The following is a 15,676-nucleotide window of genomic DNA, read 5'->3' as shown; positions in this document are numbered from 1 at the left end:
GTTCTGTCTTCGTTGGGGCAGCAGATATGGACGCCCCGCCCGGCTTGCAACCCGTTGAAAACCGTCCGGTCCCCCCCTAGCGTCGCGCCATGAGCGATCTGCTGCTGACCGTGTATCTGCATCCGCCCGTCCTGCAGACCGCGCAGGCGGGCAAGCTGGGCATCGTGAACCGCATCCGCGCGCTGCTGGAACCCCGGGGCTGGCAGATCCGCATCGCGCGGTCCGGCCCCGATGCGCGCGCGCAGGCTCCCGACCGCCCCGGCCATGCGCTGTTCAACATGGAACGTCCGACCCATGACCGCGCGCTGACCTTTCGCCTCGCCTATCACTATCCCTACTGGCGGCTGGAGCGGGTGGCCGAACGCTGGCGCTGGCCCATCGCGCAGGCCGCGTTCGATCCCGCCCGGATCGAGGACGGTGCCGCGCACAACTTTGCCCGCCGCCTTCGCGACCGCGTGCTGCCGGGGCCGGAGCCGGTGCGGGGCGATCACATCCTGATCCCGCTGCAGGGCCACATCCGCCGCCAGCGCAGCTTTCAGTCGGCCAGCCCCGTCCAGATGATCCGCGCCGCCGCCCGCACGGGCCGGCCCTGCATCGCGACCCTGCACCCCAAGGAGGTCTATGACGATGCCGACCGCGCGGCCCTGGACCGCCTGGCCCGCGATCATCCGAACCTGACCATCGGCAGTGACACGGGCGCGCGCCTGCGCGACTGCGCCTTCGTCGTGACCCAGAACAGCGGGGTGGGCTTCGACGGGCTGATCCTGGGCAAGCCCGTCGTGCTGTTCGCCCTGTCGGATTATCATCACGTCACGCTGGACGCGGGGCACCTGGGCGCCGACCGCGCCGTGGCGATGGCGGCGGACCACGCACCCCCGACCGCGAAATTCCTGGACTGGTTCCTGCGCCGCACCAGCCTGGACATGATGGCGCCCGATGCCGACGACCGCCTGCTGGCGGCCATGAAAAAAGGCGGCTGGCCCGTCTGAGGGGCCGCCGCCTTTCGCACAAATCAGGCAGAGATCAGACGGATTCGTCGATCCAGCTTTTCAGCGCGGCCTTGGGGGCGGCGCCCATGCGGTTCGACACGACCTCTCCGCCCTTGAACATGAACAGCGCGGGGATACCGCGCACGCCCAGGGCCGCGGCCTGTTCGGGGTTCTCGTCGACGTTGATCTTCACGATCTTGACCTTGCCCGCGTATTCGTCGGAAAGCTCTTCCAAGGCGGGGCCAATCTGCTTGCAGGGGCCGCACCATTCGGCCCAGAAATCGACGATCACGGGGGTGTCGGCCTGACGCACTTCGGCGTCGAATTCAGCGTCGTTCACATGCACGGTGGCCATGTTCGGGCTCCTTTTGGGGATGGGCCGGACGGGCCGGCAGGTCGGGTTCTGTCCAACAGGTATGGGCCGCATGGGGACGGGTCAAGGGGCAGGGGTCGCCTTGACCATCCCCGCCATCACCCGGTCCAGCAGCGCATCGGGAAGCGTCATCAGGCTGCGCGTCGCCGTCCACAGCACCGCCATGCGGATCGGGCGGTCCGGCCAGATGCCCCGCAGCGCCGCGCGATAGGCCGCCATCTGCCGCAGGATGCCCTCCGGCACGGCATCGGCATCCTGTGGCACGTCGGCATTGGTCTTGTAGTCGACGGCCGTGATCAGCGCGTCGGTCACCACCAGTCGGTCGATCACTCCGTTCAGCGTGCCCAGGCCCGCGACGGGCGCGGTCAGCGCGACCTCGGACAGGATGGGCGCGTCGTCGCCGGGCTGCAGCACCTGCGTCAGGGCTGGCGCGGACAGGACCGCGTAGGCCTCGTCCAGCAGGTCGGCCATATCCGGGGCGTCGGGCAGGCCGCCTTCGGCCCCCGACAGGATCGCACGGGCGATGCGCGGCCAGTCGGATGCGGTATGGGCGGGCAGATGCTCCAGCAGCAGGTGCAGCCGCGTGCCGCGCAGCATCGCGGCGTCGCGGTCGCCCGCGCTGGTTCCGGCCAGCACCTTGGCGCCGCCCAGCCCGCTGGCCGTCACCGGGCCTACGAAATCAGGCGCGGGCGGGGCCATGCGCAGCGCCCAGTCCGGCGCCGCGACCGGCACGGCTGCATCGGGGGCTGGGCTTTCGGCCTCTGCCGGCCAGTCGCCCCAGGACAGGCGCAGCCCGGTGCCGACGCCTTCGATCGGCAGGTCCTGACGCGTCAGGGCGGTGCGGCCCGCGCCTTCGGCGACCATCGCGTGCCAGCTGTCCAGCCCCTCGCCCGTATCGCCGGCTGCGGCCACGATCAGCCAGCTTTCGGCCCGCGTCATCGCGACATACAGCAGGCGCCGCCGCTCTTCATCCTGCCGCCGCTGCCATTCGGCGACGGCCATCGCGACCGCGTCGCAGCGTTCGGGCGCGGCGCCGCGCCAGACCGGCATGTCGTCCAGACGCACCAGCGCCTGGCGGTTGTTGGGCTTGCGGACCTGGGTCTCGGGCAGGATCACCACGGGGCTTTCCAGGCCCTTCGATCCGTGTACCGTCATCACCCGGATCAGACCGCCCGCGCCGCCGGGCAGCTGTCGTTTCACCTCAACCTCATCCTGGGCCAGCCAGACCAGGAAGCCGGTCAGGGACGGGGTTTCCACCTGCTCATAGGCCAGGGCCTGGGACATCAGCTCGTCGATGCCGTCCACGGCCTCGGGGCCAAGGCGGGCCAACAGGGCGGCGCGGCCGCCATGGCGGGTCAGTAGCCGGGCGATCAGGTCGTGCGGGCGCAGATAGTCGGCCTGCCCGGCCAGGTCGTTCAGCACCGCCTGTGCGTCCACGTGGGACGATTCGCGCAGGCGCATCCACAGGTATTCGCGCGACCGGCGGCCATGGGCCAGGCGGTACAGGTCGTCCTCGGACAGCCCGAACAGCGGAGAGCGCAGCGCAGCCGCCAGCGACAGGTCGTCCTCGGGCGTGGCCAGCACCGACAAGGTGGCGATGATGTCGCGTACGGCCAGCTCGCCCGCCAGGCGCAGGCGGTCGGCCCCCGCCACCGGCAGGCCCGCCGATTTCAGCGCCGCGATCAGCGCCGCGAACAGCGTGCCGCGCCGCTGGACCAGGATCTGGATGTCGCCCGCATGCAGGGGCCGCGGCTGGCCCGATTTCGCGTCGATGATGGGACTGCCCAGCATCGCACGGATCTGGATCGCGACATGGCGGGCCAGCTGCGTGTCGGCGTCGTTTTCGGACGGCGCATCGACCGGGCGGGTCCAGTCCTCGGGGTCGGTCTTGTCGGGCTTGGGCAGAGCGGGCCAGATGTCCACGCGGCCGGGCAGGGCCGCCTTGAAGGCCACGTGCCGGGGCGGATCGCCCAGGCCCGTCGCGGCCTCTCCCTGGAACACCGCGTCGACCAGCGCCAGCACGGCGGGCGACGACCGAAAGCTGTGGGCCAGCCCGCGCTGCTGCATGGGCGCCTGCACGGCCTGGAAATCGGCGGCGAAGCGGTCGCGCATCGCCTCGAACACGGTGATGTCGGCACCCTGGAACGAATAGATCGACTGTTTCGGATCGCCCACCACAAACAGCGTTCGGGGCCGGTCATGCGCGCCGGCGCCGCTGGTAAATTCGTCGGTCAGGCGGCGGATCACCCGCCACTGGCCGGGGCTGGTGTCCTGCGCCTCGTCGACCAGGATATGGTCGATGCCGCCGTCCAGACGCCACAGCACCCATTGCGCCATGCTGGATTCCTCCAGCAGCGCGGCGGTGCGGCCGATCAGGTCGTCGAAATCCAGCCAGCCCTGCGCCGCCTTGGCCGCGTTCATGCGCGCCGCGAAGGCATGCCCGAACCGGTGCAGCGCCAGCGTGCGTTCCGCCGCCGCCAGGGCCAGCGCCTGCGGGCGGGCCAGCTCGACCCGCTCCATCAGGGCATCCAGATCGTCCATGAAGGGGGCGCAGGGGCCGGTGGCCATGGCCTTGGTCGGGATCTTGCCGGTCTTGGCGCCGAACGGCACCTTGGCGCTGCCGCCGAACAGCAGACACCCGAACAGGCGGGACAGGTCGTCCATGCCGGGATCGCGCCAGTTCACCTGCGCCAGCGCCTCGGCCAGCTTGACGTCATTGGCGGAACTGCCCCGCAGCGGCGGGATCACGGCATCGGCCAGATCACCTTCGCCGGCGGTGAAGACCCCGGCCAGCAGGCTGTCCGCCGTCAAACCGGGGGGCAGGTCCAGCGCGGCCCAGATCGCCGCCGCGTCGGGGGCGTCCGCGTAATCGGCCAGGGACAGCCCGGCCAGGAACCCGTCCAGGTCGTCGCCCCCCTGAAGGCGGGTCAGGTCCGCGATGGCGGGGTGGGATTCTTCGGCCATCGCCTCGATGATCTCGGCGCGCATGGCGCGGGCGCTGCGGTCGTCCAGTTCCGCGAACCCCATCGGCACCCCGGCCTCCAGCGGAAAGCGGCGCAGGACGGCGGCGCAAAAGCTGTGGATCGTCTGCACCTTGAGGCCGCCCGGCGTCTCGATCGCGCGGGCGAACAGGCGCCGCGCGGCGGGCAGGTCAGGATCACCCCCCTCGCCCAGCTGGGCCAGTTCGGCACGCAGGGCGGATTCGGGCAGCATCGCCCAGGTGCCAAGCCGCGCCAGCAGGCGGTTCTGCATCTCGGTCGCGGCGGCCTTGGTATAGGTCAGGCACAGGATGCGTTCGGGCGGCGTCCCCGCCAGCAGCAGCCGCGCGACACGGTCGGTCAGCACGCGGGTCTTGCCCGACCCGGCATTGGCCGTCAGCCAGGTCGAGCGCAGCGGATCGGCCGCCGCGATCTGGTTCAGCGTCGCCTCATCCATGATGATCGCCCACCTTTCGCGGCGCCGCGGCATCGGTCAGCGCCCATTCGCCGTACCGCGCCAGGTGATCGTAATCGCTTGCATAGGACGTGCTTTGGGGCGCACGCATCGCGGTGAACCCGGCCTCTCCGGTCACATAGGACCGCAGCAGGCGGACGAAGCCGTCCCAGGTCTCGGCCTCGATCAGGTCGTCATGCTCGCGCGGGTGGGTCTTGCCCTCTCCGCCCAGCTGGATGTAGCGCAGGCCCGCCACGTCCACCGGGCCAAGCGCGTCGAACCCGCCACGGCGCGCCATCGCGGCCTCCAGCATCAGCTGCTTGTCGAAATGGCGGATCATCGCGTCGGTCGGCGGCGTGCCGGACTTGTAGTCATAGACCACGACGCGGTTGTCGGTCAGCAGGTCGATCCGGTCGGGCTTGGCGGTCAGGGTGATGCCCAGGTCCGCCACGGGCACCTTGCCGCGATGCTCCACGACCATCGGCCGCCCCTCGGCCAGGCGGGTCAGCTCGTCCGCGACGATGCGGTCGGCGATCCGTGCGATGCGCGCCGACCAGAAGGCGCGGGCGGCGGGCCAGGGCACCTCGTCCGCCAGCACCCGGTCGGTCAGCGCCAGGAACCGGTCCCTGAGAACCTCGGGCGGGGTGTCGGGGGTGGGATGGCTGTGCAGCAGCGCCTCGACGATGGCATGCAGGGTCTGGCCGCGCAGCGACGCGTCGGGCTGCGGGCGCAGCGGCGGCAGCGCGCGCAGGCCCAGAACGCGCTTGGCATAGACCGCGTAGGGGTCGCGGATCAGCAGCGACACGTCCGTCACCGGCAGGTCCGGGAACAGGGGCAGCGGCGGGATGGGCGAGGGCCGCGCCGCCGGGGGCACCGGGGCGGGGGGTCGCGCCACGGCCTGCGCCAGGGCCAGCCATTCCGCGCCGCGCGCCCGCATCCGGGCCAGCGCCTCTGGACCGCCGCGATCCGGCAGCCCGCCCATCAGGTTCAGCATCCGGTTCAGCCAGCGCGACGGGATGGTCTCGGCCTCGGCATCGCGTTTCGCGCGGGTCAGATAGACCCGGTCGGCAGCCACGGCCTGCTGAAAGTCGTGCGCCGCCAGCCCGATCTGGCGTTCGGGCAAGGGCAGGCCCGCGGCGGCGCGCATCTGGCGCGACAGCCAGGGGTCGGGCGACAGGGCCTGCGGCCAGCCCCCCTCGTTCAGGCCGGACAGGATCACGGTGCCGTGGCCGTGCAGACGCGCCTCGCGCGGGCCGTGGATGCGCAGGCAGTGATGCGCCTCGACATCGTCGCGCACCGCCTTGGCCTGCAGTTCGGTGACCAGCAGCGCGCTGAAGTCGCCCGGGCCGATGTCGGGGCCAAGCGCCGCGTGTTCCACCAGATGGTCCAGCACCGCGCGGGCCATCTGCCCGGCCTTGTCCTGCCACAGCTGAGAGCGTTCCGCATCGCCATCCGGTCCCGCCGCCAGGGCCTGTGCCAGGTCCAGCAGGTCGGCCAGCCGATGGGGCAGGGGCCGCGGCGCCCGGTCGCGGGCCACGGCGGTGATGCGCGACAGCATCGCGGCCAGCCATTCCGCCCAGATCTTGCGCGTGCCGTCGCCCTTGGTCGCCCAATCGGCCAGCGTGGCGGCATCGGGAAAGGCCGGGCCGTTCCGGCGCAGCTGCAGTTCCAGCTCGCGCGTCTCGCGCAGCATGTCGTTGCGCCCGATCGCGGTCGATCCGGTCGCGGTCAGCGGATGCTTCAGCAGGATCAGCAGCCGGTCGATGGTCAGCGGCTGACCGAACAGCGCGGCCACCTGGCGCAGGAACAGGCCCGGCGCGGTCAGCGGCAGGGGCCGGCCCGCGCTGTCGTCGGGGCGGATGTGCCAGCGGTCCAGCGCCGCGGTGACGCGCCGGATCAGGCCGCTGTCGGCCGCGATCAGCGTGACCTGTTCGCCGCCGCGTTCGGCGGCGTCGCGCATGATCAGGGCGATGGTCTCGGCTTCCTGGCCGGGCTGGTCGGCCTCGATCAGGGTCAGATCCGCGGTGGCGGCGATCAGGTCGGGCAGGGCAGGGCCCTCGGCGATCCACTGGTCGGTGACCGGCGCGGGCCGCAGCGCCAGAGAGATCAGCCGGTTGCGCCCCTCGGATGGCGGCCGCACCGCGGTCCAGCGCTGGGGATAGCCCGCCTCCGCGATCAGCGGCGCGAACCGCGCCTGCGGATGATCGTCGGCGCGCTCCAGCCCATCCCAGACCGGGGCGGGCTGGTCGAAATCGAAACCGGGCAGCACCACGGCGCCGTTGGGCAGCGCGGCCACCGCCTGCATGTACAACCGCGTCGCCCCGTGCGATCCGGTCGACCCCGCGACGATCACCGGGCCCTGCGGCAGATCGATGCCCTGCGGCCAGTCGCGGGCGGCGGCCTGGGCCGCGGCGCGCTGGCGGGCGGGGCGGTCCTGGGACGGGTCGCCCAGGTGAAACTGGGCCGCGATGCGCAGGAAGGCCAGCGCGTTCTGCCAGTGGCGGGCATGATCGCCGGTGTCGATCGCCTCCAGGTCGGACAGGTCGCGGCCTTCGGTCTGCATCTCGACCATCAGCTGGGACAGGGACTGCGCCAGCACCGGGATCGAATGACCCGCCCCCAGATCGGGACGCATGGCCAGCATCTGCGCGATCAGCCGCGCCAGTTCCAGCCGCCGCGCCAGGGGCGGCACCGGCGGGTCCGGCATGACCAGGGGCCCCGGATCGACCCCGGTGATCGACCGGATCTGCGGCAGCAGCAGCGGCCCCGCCCTGTCGAAGGCACGATACAGCGCCCCGCGCGTGGACGCGGCGTTGACGAAGACGGTGACCCCGGCCAGCGCCTCGGGCGGCTGGTCCGCCATCCGCTCCAGCAGGCCCCGCACGAAGGCGTCGGCAAAATCCACGCCGGGGGGCAGCGCGTAAAGACCGCGCATCTCAGCCATCCAGCAGCGCCTCGGCCAGGGGGATGGCGGCGGGATATCCTACGTCGCACCAGCCGCCGGGATGGATCAGCCCATGCGCGCGCCCGTCCGCGATCATCAGATCCCACAGGCGGTTCAGCGAAAACACTGCATCGCCGATTTCGGCCAGCCGATCGGTGCGGATGATCTGGGCGCCTGCATAGACATAGTCGCCCCGCCTGCTCAGGCGTCCGCCATCCAAGCTGAAATCGCCCGCCCCCTGCCGCGCCGTGGCCTGCGCCAGCGGCACCAGCGCCAGCAGCGCGTCCATGCGGTCGTCCCACGCCGCCATCAGCGCCGACAGGACGTTCGGCCCGGTCCAGACCACGTCGGGGTTCAGCGTCATCACCGGCCCCGGTCCCAGCAGGGGCAGCGCCTGGCGCAGCCCGCCGCCGGTGTCCAGGATCAGGTCCGGCTCGGCGCTGATCGCGACCTCCTGACCGGCCAGATGCCGTTCGATCTGATCGCCCAGGTAATGCGTGTTGACCACGATGGGCGCGGCGCCCGCGTCGCGGCCAAGGTCCAGCGCGCGGTCCAGCAGGGTGCGTCCCGAAACCGGGATCAACGGTTTCGGCCGGTCGTCGGTCAGCGGGCGCATCCGCGTGCCCAGGCCCGCGGCAAAGATCATCAGGGACGGCATCGGGCGATCCTTTCGCGCAGGGCGGCGTCGGGGGCGGGCACGTTCGCCAGCATGGCCCGCAGAGGCGCCAGCGCCGGATGCGCCAGGTCGCGCTGCAGATGCGCCCAGACCCGCGGCATGAAGGCCAGATAGCGCGGCTTGCCGTTCCGGATCGCCAGCCGGGCAAAGACACCCAGGATGCGCAGCGCCCGCTGTGCGCCGATCAGGGCATAGGCCGCGCGGAACGGGGCCTCGGCCACGGCGGTCGCGGCCAGATAGCGGGCGATCTGTGCCTGTTCCGTGGCTGGGTCCACGTCGCGGCGCGCGTCCTGCAGGGCGGATACCAGGTCATAGGCCGGATGCGCGGCCACCGCGTCCTGATAGTCCAGCAGGCCCAGGGGCGCGTCGCCGCGCCAGACCAGGTTCTCGGCATGGAAATCGCGCAGGCTGATGGCGGGGGGCAGATCGCCGCACAGGCGGTCGTGCAGATCGGCGATCAGCGTGGCCAGGTCCGGCAGGTCGGCCCCCGGATAATAATCGACGAACAGCGCCGCCAGATCGCCCATCGCCGCACCGTCCAGCGGCGCCACGAAAGCGGGGACCGGCTGGCGGTGCAGGTCGACTAGCAGGTCGGTGATGCGGTCGTGGATCAGCGGACCCAGATCGGGCCTGTCGGCCAGCACGCGTGCCACCAGATCGTCGCCCAGATCCTCCAGCAGCAGGAACCCCTGATCGGCGTCCTGCGCCAGAACCCTGGGCGCGCCGAACCCGCGGCCGCGCAGCCAGTCGGTCATCGTCAGGAACGGCCCCACGGACCCCGACGGGTCGTCCATCAGCACGCCCACCCCCGGCAGCCGGAAATACCGCCGGGCCGAGGCATCGCCCGCCAGGGGCAGCACCCGCGCGTCACCATGCCCCGCCGCGACGACGAATGTCGCCCGCGCCGCCAGACGGTCCGCGCCGGGGAACGCCATGTCGATGCGGCGCAGGTCGGGGTCCGGGTCTGCGCCGATCGCGATGATGATGGCGCCGGGCGGGACGCGCTCCAGCCGCTCGGGCCATTCGATCAGGCAGATCGCGTCCTCCACCGCCTCGTCCAGGCCCAGTTCGGTCAACTCGGACGGGTCGGTCAGGCGGTACAGGTCGGCATGCCAGATCTGCGTGCCCATCGGGTCGTCATAGGTCTGGACCAGTGTGAAGGTGGGGCTGGGCACGTCCTCGGCCGCATCGCCCTGGCGGGCGCGGATGAAGGCGCGGGCGAAATGCGTCTTGCCCGCGCCCACCGGACCGTCCAGCAGGATCGCCGCCGGGGGCGCGATCTGGGCGGCCAGCATCCGGGCCAGGGCTGCGGTCAGGGTCTCGGTGGCGATCAGGCGCGTGTTCATGCCCCGGTTCTAGCCTGTCGCGCGGGCGGGGGAAACAGGGCGTGGATGGACGGCGCGCGCGAATGCGCTAGGCTGACGGCGAAACCGACCGGAGGCCCCATGCTGCGCACCGCCCTTGTCCTGACGCTGGCCCTGTCGGGGCCGGCACTGGCCACCCAGGAATACATCCTGCCCACCCTGTTCGACGTAGCGCGGGTCGCGGCCGACGACGTGCTGAACATCCGGGCCGAGCCGGATGCCTCCGCGCCGATCATCGGCACGCTGGCCTTTGACGCGACCCACGTCGAGGTGGTCGAGCAGCGCGCCGGCTGGTCGCGCGTCAACACCGGAGAGGGGTCGGGCTGGGTGTCCGACCGCTATCTGGATTACCGCGTCGACGTCTGGCAGGACGGCGCCCTGCCCGCGGCGTTCCAGTGCTTTGGCACCGAGCCGTTCTGGGCCTTCATCCCGCAGGGCGACAGCGTGGTGCTGGGCGGTCCCGACATGCCAGAAGACACCCGCCCCGTCCGGGCGGTCCTGTCCACCGGCATCTTCCGCGACCCGACCCGCGCGGTGGTGGCCGACGGGCTGACCTTGACCGCCATTCCGCAGCTGTGTTCGGACGGCATGTCGGATCGCCTGTTCGGGATGCGCGCCCATGTGGTCATCCACGGCGACGTGCCGCGGATGCTGTCGGGGTGCTGCTCCATTCAGCCCTGAAGGCCGAGGACATCCATCATGTCATACTGACCCGGACCCTTGTCCTGACCCCAGACCGCCGCGCGGATTGCGCCGCGGGCAAAGATCGCGCGGTCGGTGGCCAAGTGGCGCAGCACGATGCGTTCGCCGTCGGCGGCAAAGATCACGTCATGTTCGCCCACCACGTCGCCCCCGCGGATGGCGGAAAAGCCGATGCTGCCCGGTGCGCGGGCCCCGGTGATGCCGTCGCGGGCCGGCACGCGCAGGTCATCCAGCGCGGCGCCGCGTCCCTGGGCCGCGGCCTCTCCCAGCATCAGGGCGGTGCCCGACGGGGCGTCGACCTTGTGGCGGTGATGGCTTTCGACCACCTCGATGTCCCAGTCGGTGCCCAGGGCGGCCGCGACCTTGCGGGTCAGCCCGACCAGCAGGTTCACGCCCAGGCTCATGTTGCCGGCACGGATGATCGGCGCGTGGCGGGCGGCGGCCGCCAGCGCGTCCAGGTGCCGCTGCTCCAGCCCGGTGGTTCCGATGACGTGGACGGCGCGCGCCTGGGCGGTCAGTTCCGCGAATGCGACCGTGGCATCGGGGCTGGTGAAGTCGATCACCGCCTGCGCCTGGGCGATGGCCGTCACCGCGTCGTCGCTGACCGTGACGCCGGCCGGCGCGCGCCCCATCGCGGTGCCGATGTCCTGCCCGATCCAGTCGTGGCCTGCGCGGTCCAACGCGCCGACCAGCCGCAGGTGGTCGCTGTCCAGGATCAGGCGGATCAGCATCCGGCCCATCCGGCCCGATGCGCCGGTCACCACGACGCCCGGCCGCTGCGGCTGATCGGTGTTCTGCAAATCGCTCATGGTCCACCCCTGTTGGCTTTGGGGCGTGATACAAGGTTGCGGCCCGCGCCGCGACCCCCTACATCGGGACGCATGGCACAGAACCGCAATTCCCAAGGTCAGGGCCCCAAGCAGCGCCAGCTGCGCGTGGGTGAACTGATCCGTCGCACCCTCGCCGACGTGCTTGCGCGCGCGGACGTGCACGACCCCGACCTGAACCGTCATTCCATCACCGTGGCCGAGGTGTCGATGTCGACCGACCTCAAGGTGGCGACGGCCTATGTGCTGCCGCTGGGCGGCCGCGACGCGCCCGAGGCGCTGGCCGCGCTGCGCCGCAACACCCCGGAACTGCGCCACCTGGTCGCCAAGGCCATGACGCTGAAATTCGCGCCCGAGCTGCGGTTCCAGCTGGACGAGACCTTCGACCGCATGGACGACACCCGCCGCCTGTTCGAGGACGAGCGCGTGCGCCGCGACGTCGCCGCCCCGGACCGGGACGACGATGACGCCTGATCTGCCGCGTCTGGCGGCGGTGGCGGTCGGAATGCTGGTCGCGATGGCGCTGCCGTCGGGGGCCGCGCAATGCGAACGCGTGGACCATGATGGCCAGGGCTATGTGCTGTGCCAGGTCGAGGCCGCGCAGGAACCCGCCCTGCGGCTGTTCCAGGACGGCCCCGACGGCGCGCCATTGCGCAATTTCGCCAATGTCCGCCGCACGCTGGACGCGGGTCAGACGCTGTCGTTTGCCATGAATGCGGGCATGTTCCATGCCGATTACCGTCCGGTGGGTCTGCTGGTCGTCGACGGGGTAGAACTGTCGCCCATCGTCACCGGCGCCAGCCGCGACAATTTCGGGATGCTGCCCAACGGCGTCTTCTGCACCGGCGGCGCGCAGCCCTTTCAGGTCATCGAAAGCGTCAGCTTTGCCGAGACGCGCCCCGACTGCCGACTGGCCAGCCAGTCCGGGCCGATGCTGGTGATCGACGGCGATCTGCATCCGCGGTTCCTGGCCGACAGCGACAGCCGCTATATCCGCAACGGGGTCGGCGTGTCGCCCGACGGGCAGACCGCGTGGTTCGCGATCTCGAACAGGCCGGTGACGTTCCACGAATTCGGGCGGTTCTTCCGCGACGGGCTGGGCGTGCGCGATGCGTTGTATTTCGACGGCTCGATCTCGCGGCTTTATGCGCCGTCGGTGAACCGGGCCGATTTCGGGCGCAGCATGGGTCCGATCATCGGCCTGGTCGAGTGACCGGTTGACCCCTGCCCGCCGCGGGTCTATCCCCCGGCCCTTGTTTTTTCAGGAGTGATCATGGCGCGCAAGAAGGGCCGGGACATCAACGGCTGGCTGATCGTGGACAAGCCCGCGGGCGTCAATTCGACCGCCGTCGTGGCCAAGGTGCGTTGGGCGCTGGACGCCAAGAAGGCCGGTCATGCCGGCACGCTGGACCCCGACGCGACCGGCGTCCTGGCCGTCGCCCTGGGCGAGGCCACCAAGACCGTGCCGATCGTCACCGACGCGCTGAAATGCTATGACTTCGTGGTGAACTGGGGGTCCGAGACGACCACCGACGACGCGTCCGGCAGCGTGGTCCGCACCAGCGACGACCGCCCCACCGCAGCGCAGGTCGAGGCGGCGCTGGCGGGCTTTACCGGTGACATCATGCAGGTCCCGCCCGCCTTTTCCGCCGTCATGGTCGAGGGCGAGCGCGCCTATGACCTGGCCCGCGAGGGGGTCGAGATGGAGCTGGCCGCGCGCCCGCTGTGGGTCGACAGCCTGACCCTGCTGGAGGCCGAGGCCGACACCGCCCGCCTTGAGATGGTCTGCGGCAAGGGCGGCTATGTCCGCTCGATCGCGCGCGACCTGGGCCGGGCCTTGGGCTGTCTGGGCCATGTCGCGCATCTGCGCCGCACCTGGTCCGGCCCCTTCGAGGCCAGCGCCGGGGTGGCCTTCGACCGCGTCGACCGTGACGCGCAGGACTGGCTGGAGACGCAGATCCTGCCGTTGGAGACGGGCCTGGCCGACCTGCCCATGCTGCGCGCCACGACCGAAGGCGGCATCCGCATCCGCAACGGCAATCCCGGAGAGGTGACCGGCGGCGCCGAATGGGGCGAGCTGGTCTGGGTCCAGGACGCCAGGGGGCCGGTCTGCATCGGCCGCTATCAGGGCGGCATGGTTCAGCCCGACCGGGTGTTCAACCTGTGATGCCACCGGGGCGGTGGGCGCCCAGAAATGGCCCCTCGCCCGCCGCGTCGATGCGGGCGATGGCGTCGCGGATCGGCTCGAACGTGACGCACATGGTCCAGGCGGTGGCGTGGATCATCAGATCCGCCGACACGGCCATCGCCACGTGGCCCGGCCAGAACAGCAGATCGCCCCGCGCGATCGTGTCGGTCTGCGCGAACGTCGCGCGCTGCAGGTCGCTGTCGCCGGGGCAGGCGATGTCGCAGGCGGTCAGTGCGGCCTGCACCAGCCCAGAACAATCGATCCCCGCCCGGCTGTTCCCCCCCCACAGATAGGGCGTGCCCAGCAGGCTTTCCGCGACCGGAACCGGGTCGTCGGCCGGGCCGTCGGCCAGATGCTGGACCGGGACATGGCCGCCGGTCGCCAGCGTGGCAAAGCGGCCCTGGACCTGGGTGACCGACACCCGCGCGCCTAGGGACAGCGAAAACCGCTCGGGCCGCTTCATGTCGGGTTCCAGATAGACATGGGTGGCCGGCGCGGTGACGCGGTGGGTGATGGGCGGCAGGCTGCCGCTCAGCGCGGTGTCGGCGATCCAGCCGCAATAGCCGTCCAGCGCCGCGCGCACGAAGCTCATCCCCGCCTCGCGGTCGATCACCGTCACGTCGGCCCCGAAGTTCAGCTGCCGGTCGCGGCGGCCTTCGGGGGCGTCCAGCAGGTCGACCACTGGAATGATCACCCGTGCGGGCTGTCCCGGCACGAAGGACGGCCGGTCCAGGACGCCGCGCAGGCTGTCCAGGGCCACGCGGTCGGTGGCGGGCGTCAGACGGCGGTCCATCAGCGCGCCAAAATCTGCGGCAGCGCGGCAAGGATCGCGCGCGCGCCCTGCCCGACGCCGCCCTTGGGGCGGCCCGGCGCGGCGGTGGGCTGCCAGCCATAGATGTCGAAATGCGCATAGCGTCCCGCGCCCTCGGCAAAGCGGCGCAGGAACAGGGCGGCGGTGATCGACCCGGCCATTCCGCCCGCGGGGGCGTTGTCCAGATCAGCGATGCCGGGTTCGATCAGCGATTCATACGCGTCCCAGAAGGGCATCCGCCAGACCGGGTCGCCGACCTGCATCCCGGCGGCCTGGATCGCGGTCGCGGTCGCGTCGTCGTCGCAGTAAAGCGGCGGCAGGTCGGGACCAAGCGCCACCCGCGCCGCCCCCGTCAGCGTCGCCAGAGAGATCATCAGGTCGGGGCTTTCCTCGGCCGCATAGGTCAGCGCGTCGGCCAGCACCAGGCGACCCTCGGCGTCGGTGTTGTTCACCTCGACCGACAGGCCCTTGCGGCTGGCCAGCACGTCGCCGGGGCGGAAGGCGTTGCCCGCGACGCTGTTCTCGACCGCCGGGATCAGCACCCGCAGGCGCAGGCCCGATGCGGCGCCGCTGCGCGCCAGCATCTTGAGCAGGCCAAGCGCGGTCGCGGCCCCGCCCATGTCCTTCTTCATCAGCCCCATCGAGGCGCCGGGTTTCAGGTTCAGCCCGCCGGTGTCAAAGCACACGCCCTTGCCGACGATGGTCAGCATCGGCCCCGCATCGCCAAGGCGGATGTCGATCAGCCGCGGCTCGCAGGCGGCGGCGCGGCCGACCGCGTGGATCAGGGGAAAGTTCTGCTTCAGCAGCTGGCCGCCGCAGATCACCTCGACCCGCGCGCCCAGATCGTTGGCAAGACCGCGCGCGGCGGCCTCCAGCTTGTCGGGGCCCAGATCGCTGGCAGGGGTGTTGATCAGGTCGCGGGTCAGGAATTCGCCCGCGGCGATCGCCAGCAGGCGGTCGGCGTCCACGCCTTCCGGGCAGACCAGCCGCGGCCCCTGGACCGGCGCGCCCTTGTAGCGGGTGAACCGGTACTGGCCCAGCAGCCAGCCAAGCGCCAGCTGATCGGGATCCAGACCCTGCGGGATGCCGGCCAGATGCCAGTCGCCCTTGGGCAGGGCATGGGCGCGGGCCAGGTGGAACCGGTCGCGGCCGGCCTGCGCCCGCTCGCCCAGGCCCATGATCGCGCCGCGCAGCCCGCCCGACGCATCGGGCAGCAGGCACAGCTGTCCCGCCTTGGCCGCGAACCCGCAGGCCTGGGGCCAGTCGCCCGCGTCCTGGGGCAGGGGGTCGCCGGTCCAGACCAGCCACAGCGGCAGGGTGGCATCAGAGGCGGGCGCAAATTCGGGGTTCATGGGCAGGTCCTTGGCAGT

The 15,676-nt window shown here is 71.4% G+C and carries 13 protein-coding genes; 5 read left to right on the top strand and 8 right to left on the bottom strand.

The annotated features are described in order from the left end of the window. Positions 1-89 precede the first annotated feature (89 nt). On the top strand, positions 90-989 hold the full coding sequence (locus tag EOJ32_RS01845) for a hypothetical protein (RefSeq protein ID WP_127897513.1): 900 nt from the start codon (positions 90-92) through the stop codon (positions 987-989). 34 nt (positions 990-1,023) lie between these two features. Here EOJ32_RS01845 and trxA read toward each other — a convergent pair whose 3' ends face one another. From trxA to tsaE, 5 genes are all read right to left on the bottom strand, one after another. After that, the gene (gene trxA / locus EOJ32_RS01840) at positions 1,024-1,344 is read right to left on the bottom strand and encodes a thioredoxin (RefSeq protein WP_046000498.1); all 321 of its coding nucleotides are present in this window, start codon (positions 1,342-1,344) and stop codon (positions 1,024-1,026) included. An 81-nt stretch (positions 1,345-1,425) separates the two neighbouring features. After that, complete coding sequence (gene addA, locus EOJ32_RS01835) at positions 1,426-4,797, bottom strand: double-strand break repair helicase AddA (protein WP_240542473.1); 3,372 nt, start codon at positions 4,795-4,797, stop codon at positions 1,426-1,428. Continuing rightward, positions 4,790-7,738: a double-strand break repair protein AddB gene (gene addB / locus EOJ32_RS01830; RefSeq protein WP_127897511.1), complete on the bottom strand. Its 2,949-nt coding sequence runs from the start codon at positions 7,736-7,738 to the stop codon at positions 4,790-4,792. Before addB ends, addA begins: the two co-directional genes overlap by 8 nt. After that, positions 7,731-8,396, bottom strand: coding sequence for a nucleotidyltransferase family protein (locus EOJ32_RS01825; RefSeq protein WP_240542472.1), 666 nt, complete (start codon positions 8,394-8,396; stop codon positions 7,731-7,733). Before EOJ32_RS01825 ends, addB begins: the two co-directional genes overlap by 8 nt. After that, positions 8,384-9,760 carry a tRNA (adenosine(37)-N6)-threonylcarbamoyltransferase complex ATPase subunit type 1 TsaE gene (gene tsaE / locus EOJ32_RS01820; protein ID WP_127897510.1) on the bottom strand — a complete coding sequence of 459 codons (1,377 nt, stop codon included), beginning with the start codon at positions 9,758-9,760 and terminating at the stop codon, positions 8,384-8,386. Before tsaE ends, EOJ32_RS01825 begins: the two co-directional genes overlap by 13 nt. A 99-nt stretch (positions 9,761-9,859) precedes the next feature. Between tsaE and EOJ32_RS01815 the strand changes: the two genes are divergently transcribed. Further along, positions 9,860-10,459 carry an SH3 domain-containing protein gene (locus EOJ32_RS01815; RefSeq protein ID WP_164871373.1) on the top strand — a complete coding sequence of 200 codons (600 nt, stop codon included), beginning with the start codon at positions 9,860-9,862 and terminating at the stop codon, positions 10,457-10,459. On the opposite strand, the gene dapB is transcribed toward EOJ32_RS01815, so the two are convergent. Next, positions 10,450-11,289 (bottom strand): 4-hydroxy-tetrahydrodipicolinate reductase, encoded by an 840-nt coding sequence (dapB, locus tag EOJ32_RS01810; RefSeq protein ID WP_045981948.1) that lies wholly within the window; start codon positions 11,287-11,289, stop codon positions 10,450-10,452. The genes EOJ32_RS01815 and dapB overlap by 10 nt on opposite strands. Before the next feature lie 72 nt (positions 11,290-11,361). Here dapB and rbfA point away from each other — a divergent pair, with 72 nt between their 5' ends. The 3 genes from rbfA to truB are packed head-to-tail and all read left to right on the top strand — an operon-like array spanning position 11,362 to position 13,474. After that, on the top strand, positions 11,362-11,781 hold the full coding sequence (rbfA, locus tag EOJ32_RS01805) for a 30S ribosome-binding factor RbfA (RefSeq protein WP_045981949.1): 420 nt from the start codon (positions 11,362-11,364) through the stop codon (positions 11,779-11,781). Continuing rightward, positions 11,771-12,520, top strand: coding sequence for a phosphodiester glycosidase family protein (locus EOJ32_RS01800; RefSeq protein ID WP_045981950.1), 750 nt, complete (start codon positions 11,771-11,773; stop codon positions 12,518-12,520). The genes rbfA and EOJ32_RS01800 overlap by 11 nt, the downstream gene beginning before the upstream one ends. A 60-nt stretch (positions 12,521-12,580) precedes the next feature. Continuing rightward, entirely contained in the window at positions 12,581-13,474 is an 894-nt protein-coding gene (gene truB, locus EOJ32_RS01795; protein ID WP_045981951.1) for a tRNA pseudouridine(55) synthase TruB, read from the top strand. On the opposite strand, the gene EOJ32_RS01790 is transcribed toward truB, so the two are convergent. Together EOJ32_RS01790 and EOJ32_RS01785 are read right to left on the bottom strand one after the other, a co-directional pair. Beyond that, positions 13,464-14,288, bottom strand: a complete 825-nt coding sequence (locus EOJ32_RS01790; RefSeq protein WP_045981952.1) for an NlpC/P60 family protein — start codon at positions 14,286-14,288, stop codon at positions 13,464-13,466. The two genes, truB and EOJ32_RS01790, sit on opposite strands and share 11 nt — an antisense overlap. Then, entirely contained in the window at positions 14,288-15,658 is a 1,371-nt protein-coding gene (locus EOJ32_RS01785; RefSeq protein WP_127897508.1) for a M17 family metallopeptidase, read from the bottom strand. Before EOJ32_RS01785 ends, EOJ32_RS01790 begins: the two co-directional genes overlap by 1 nt. Positions 15,659-15,676: the final 18 nt, after the last annotated feature.

Source organism: Paracoccus sp. Arc7-R13 (assembly GCF_004010775.1).
Classification (GTDB): Bacteria; Pseudomonadota; Alphaproteobacteria; order Rhodobacterales; family Rhodobacteraceae; genus Paracoccus; species Paracoccus marcusii.
Note: the sequence above shows the minus strand (reverse complement) of the source record. Positions and strands in the feature narration are given on the sequence as shown.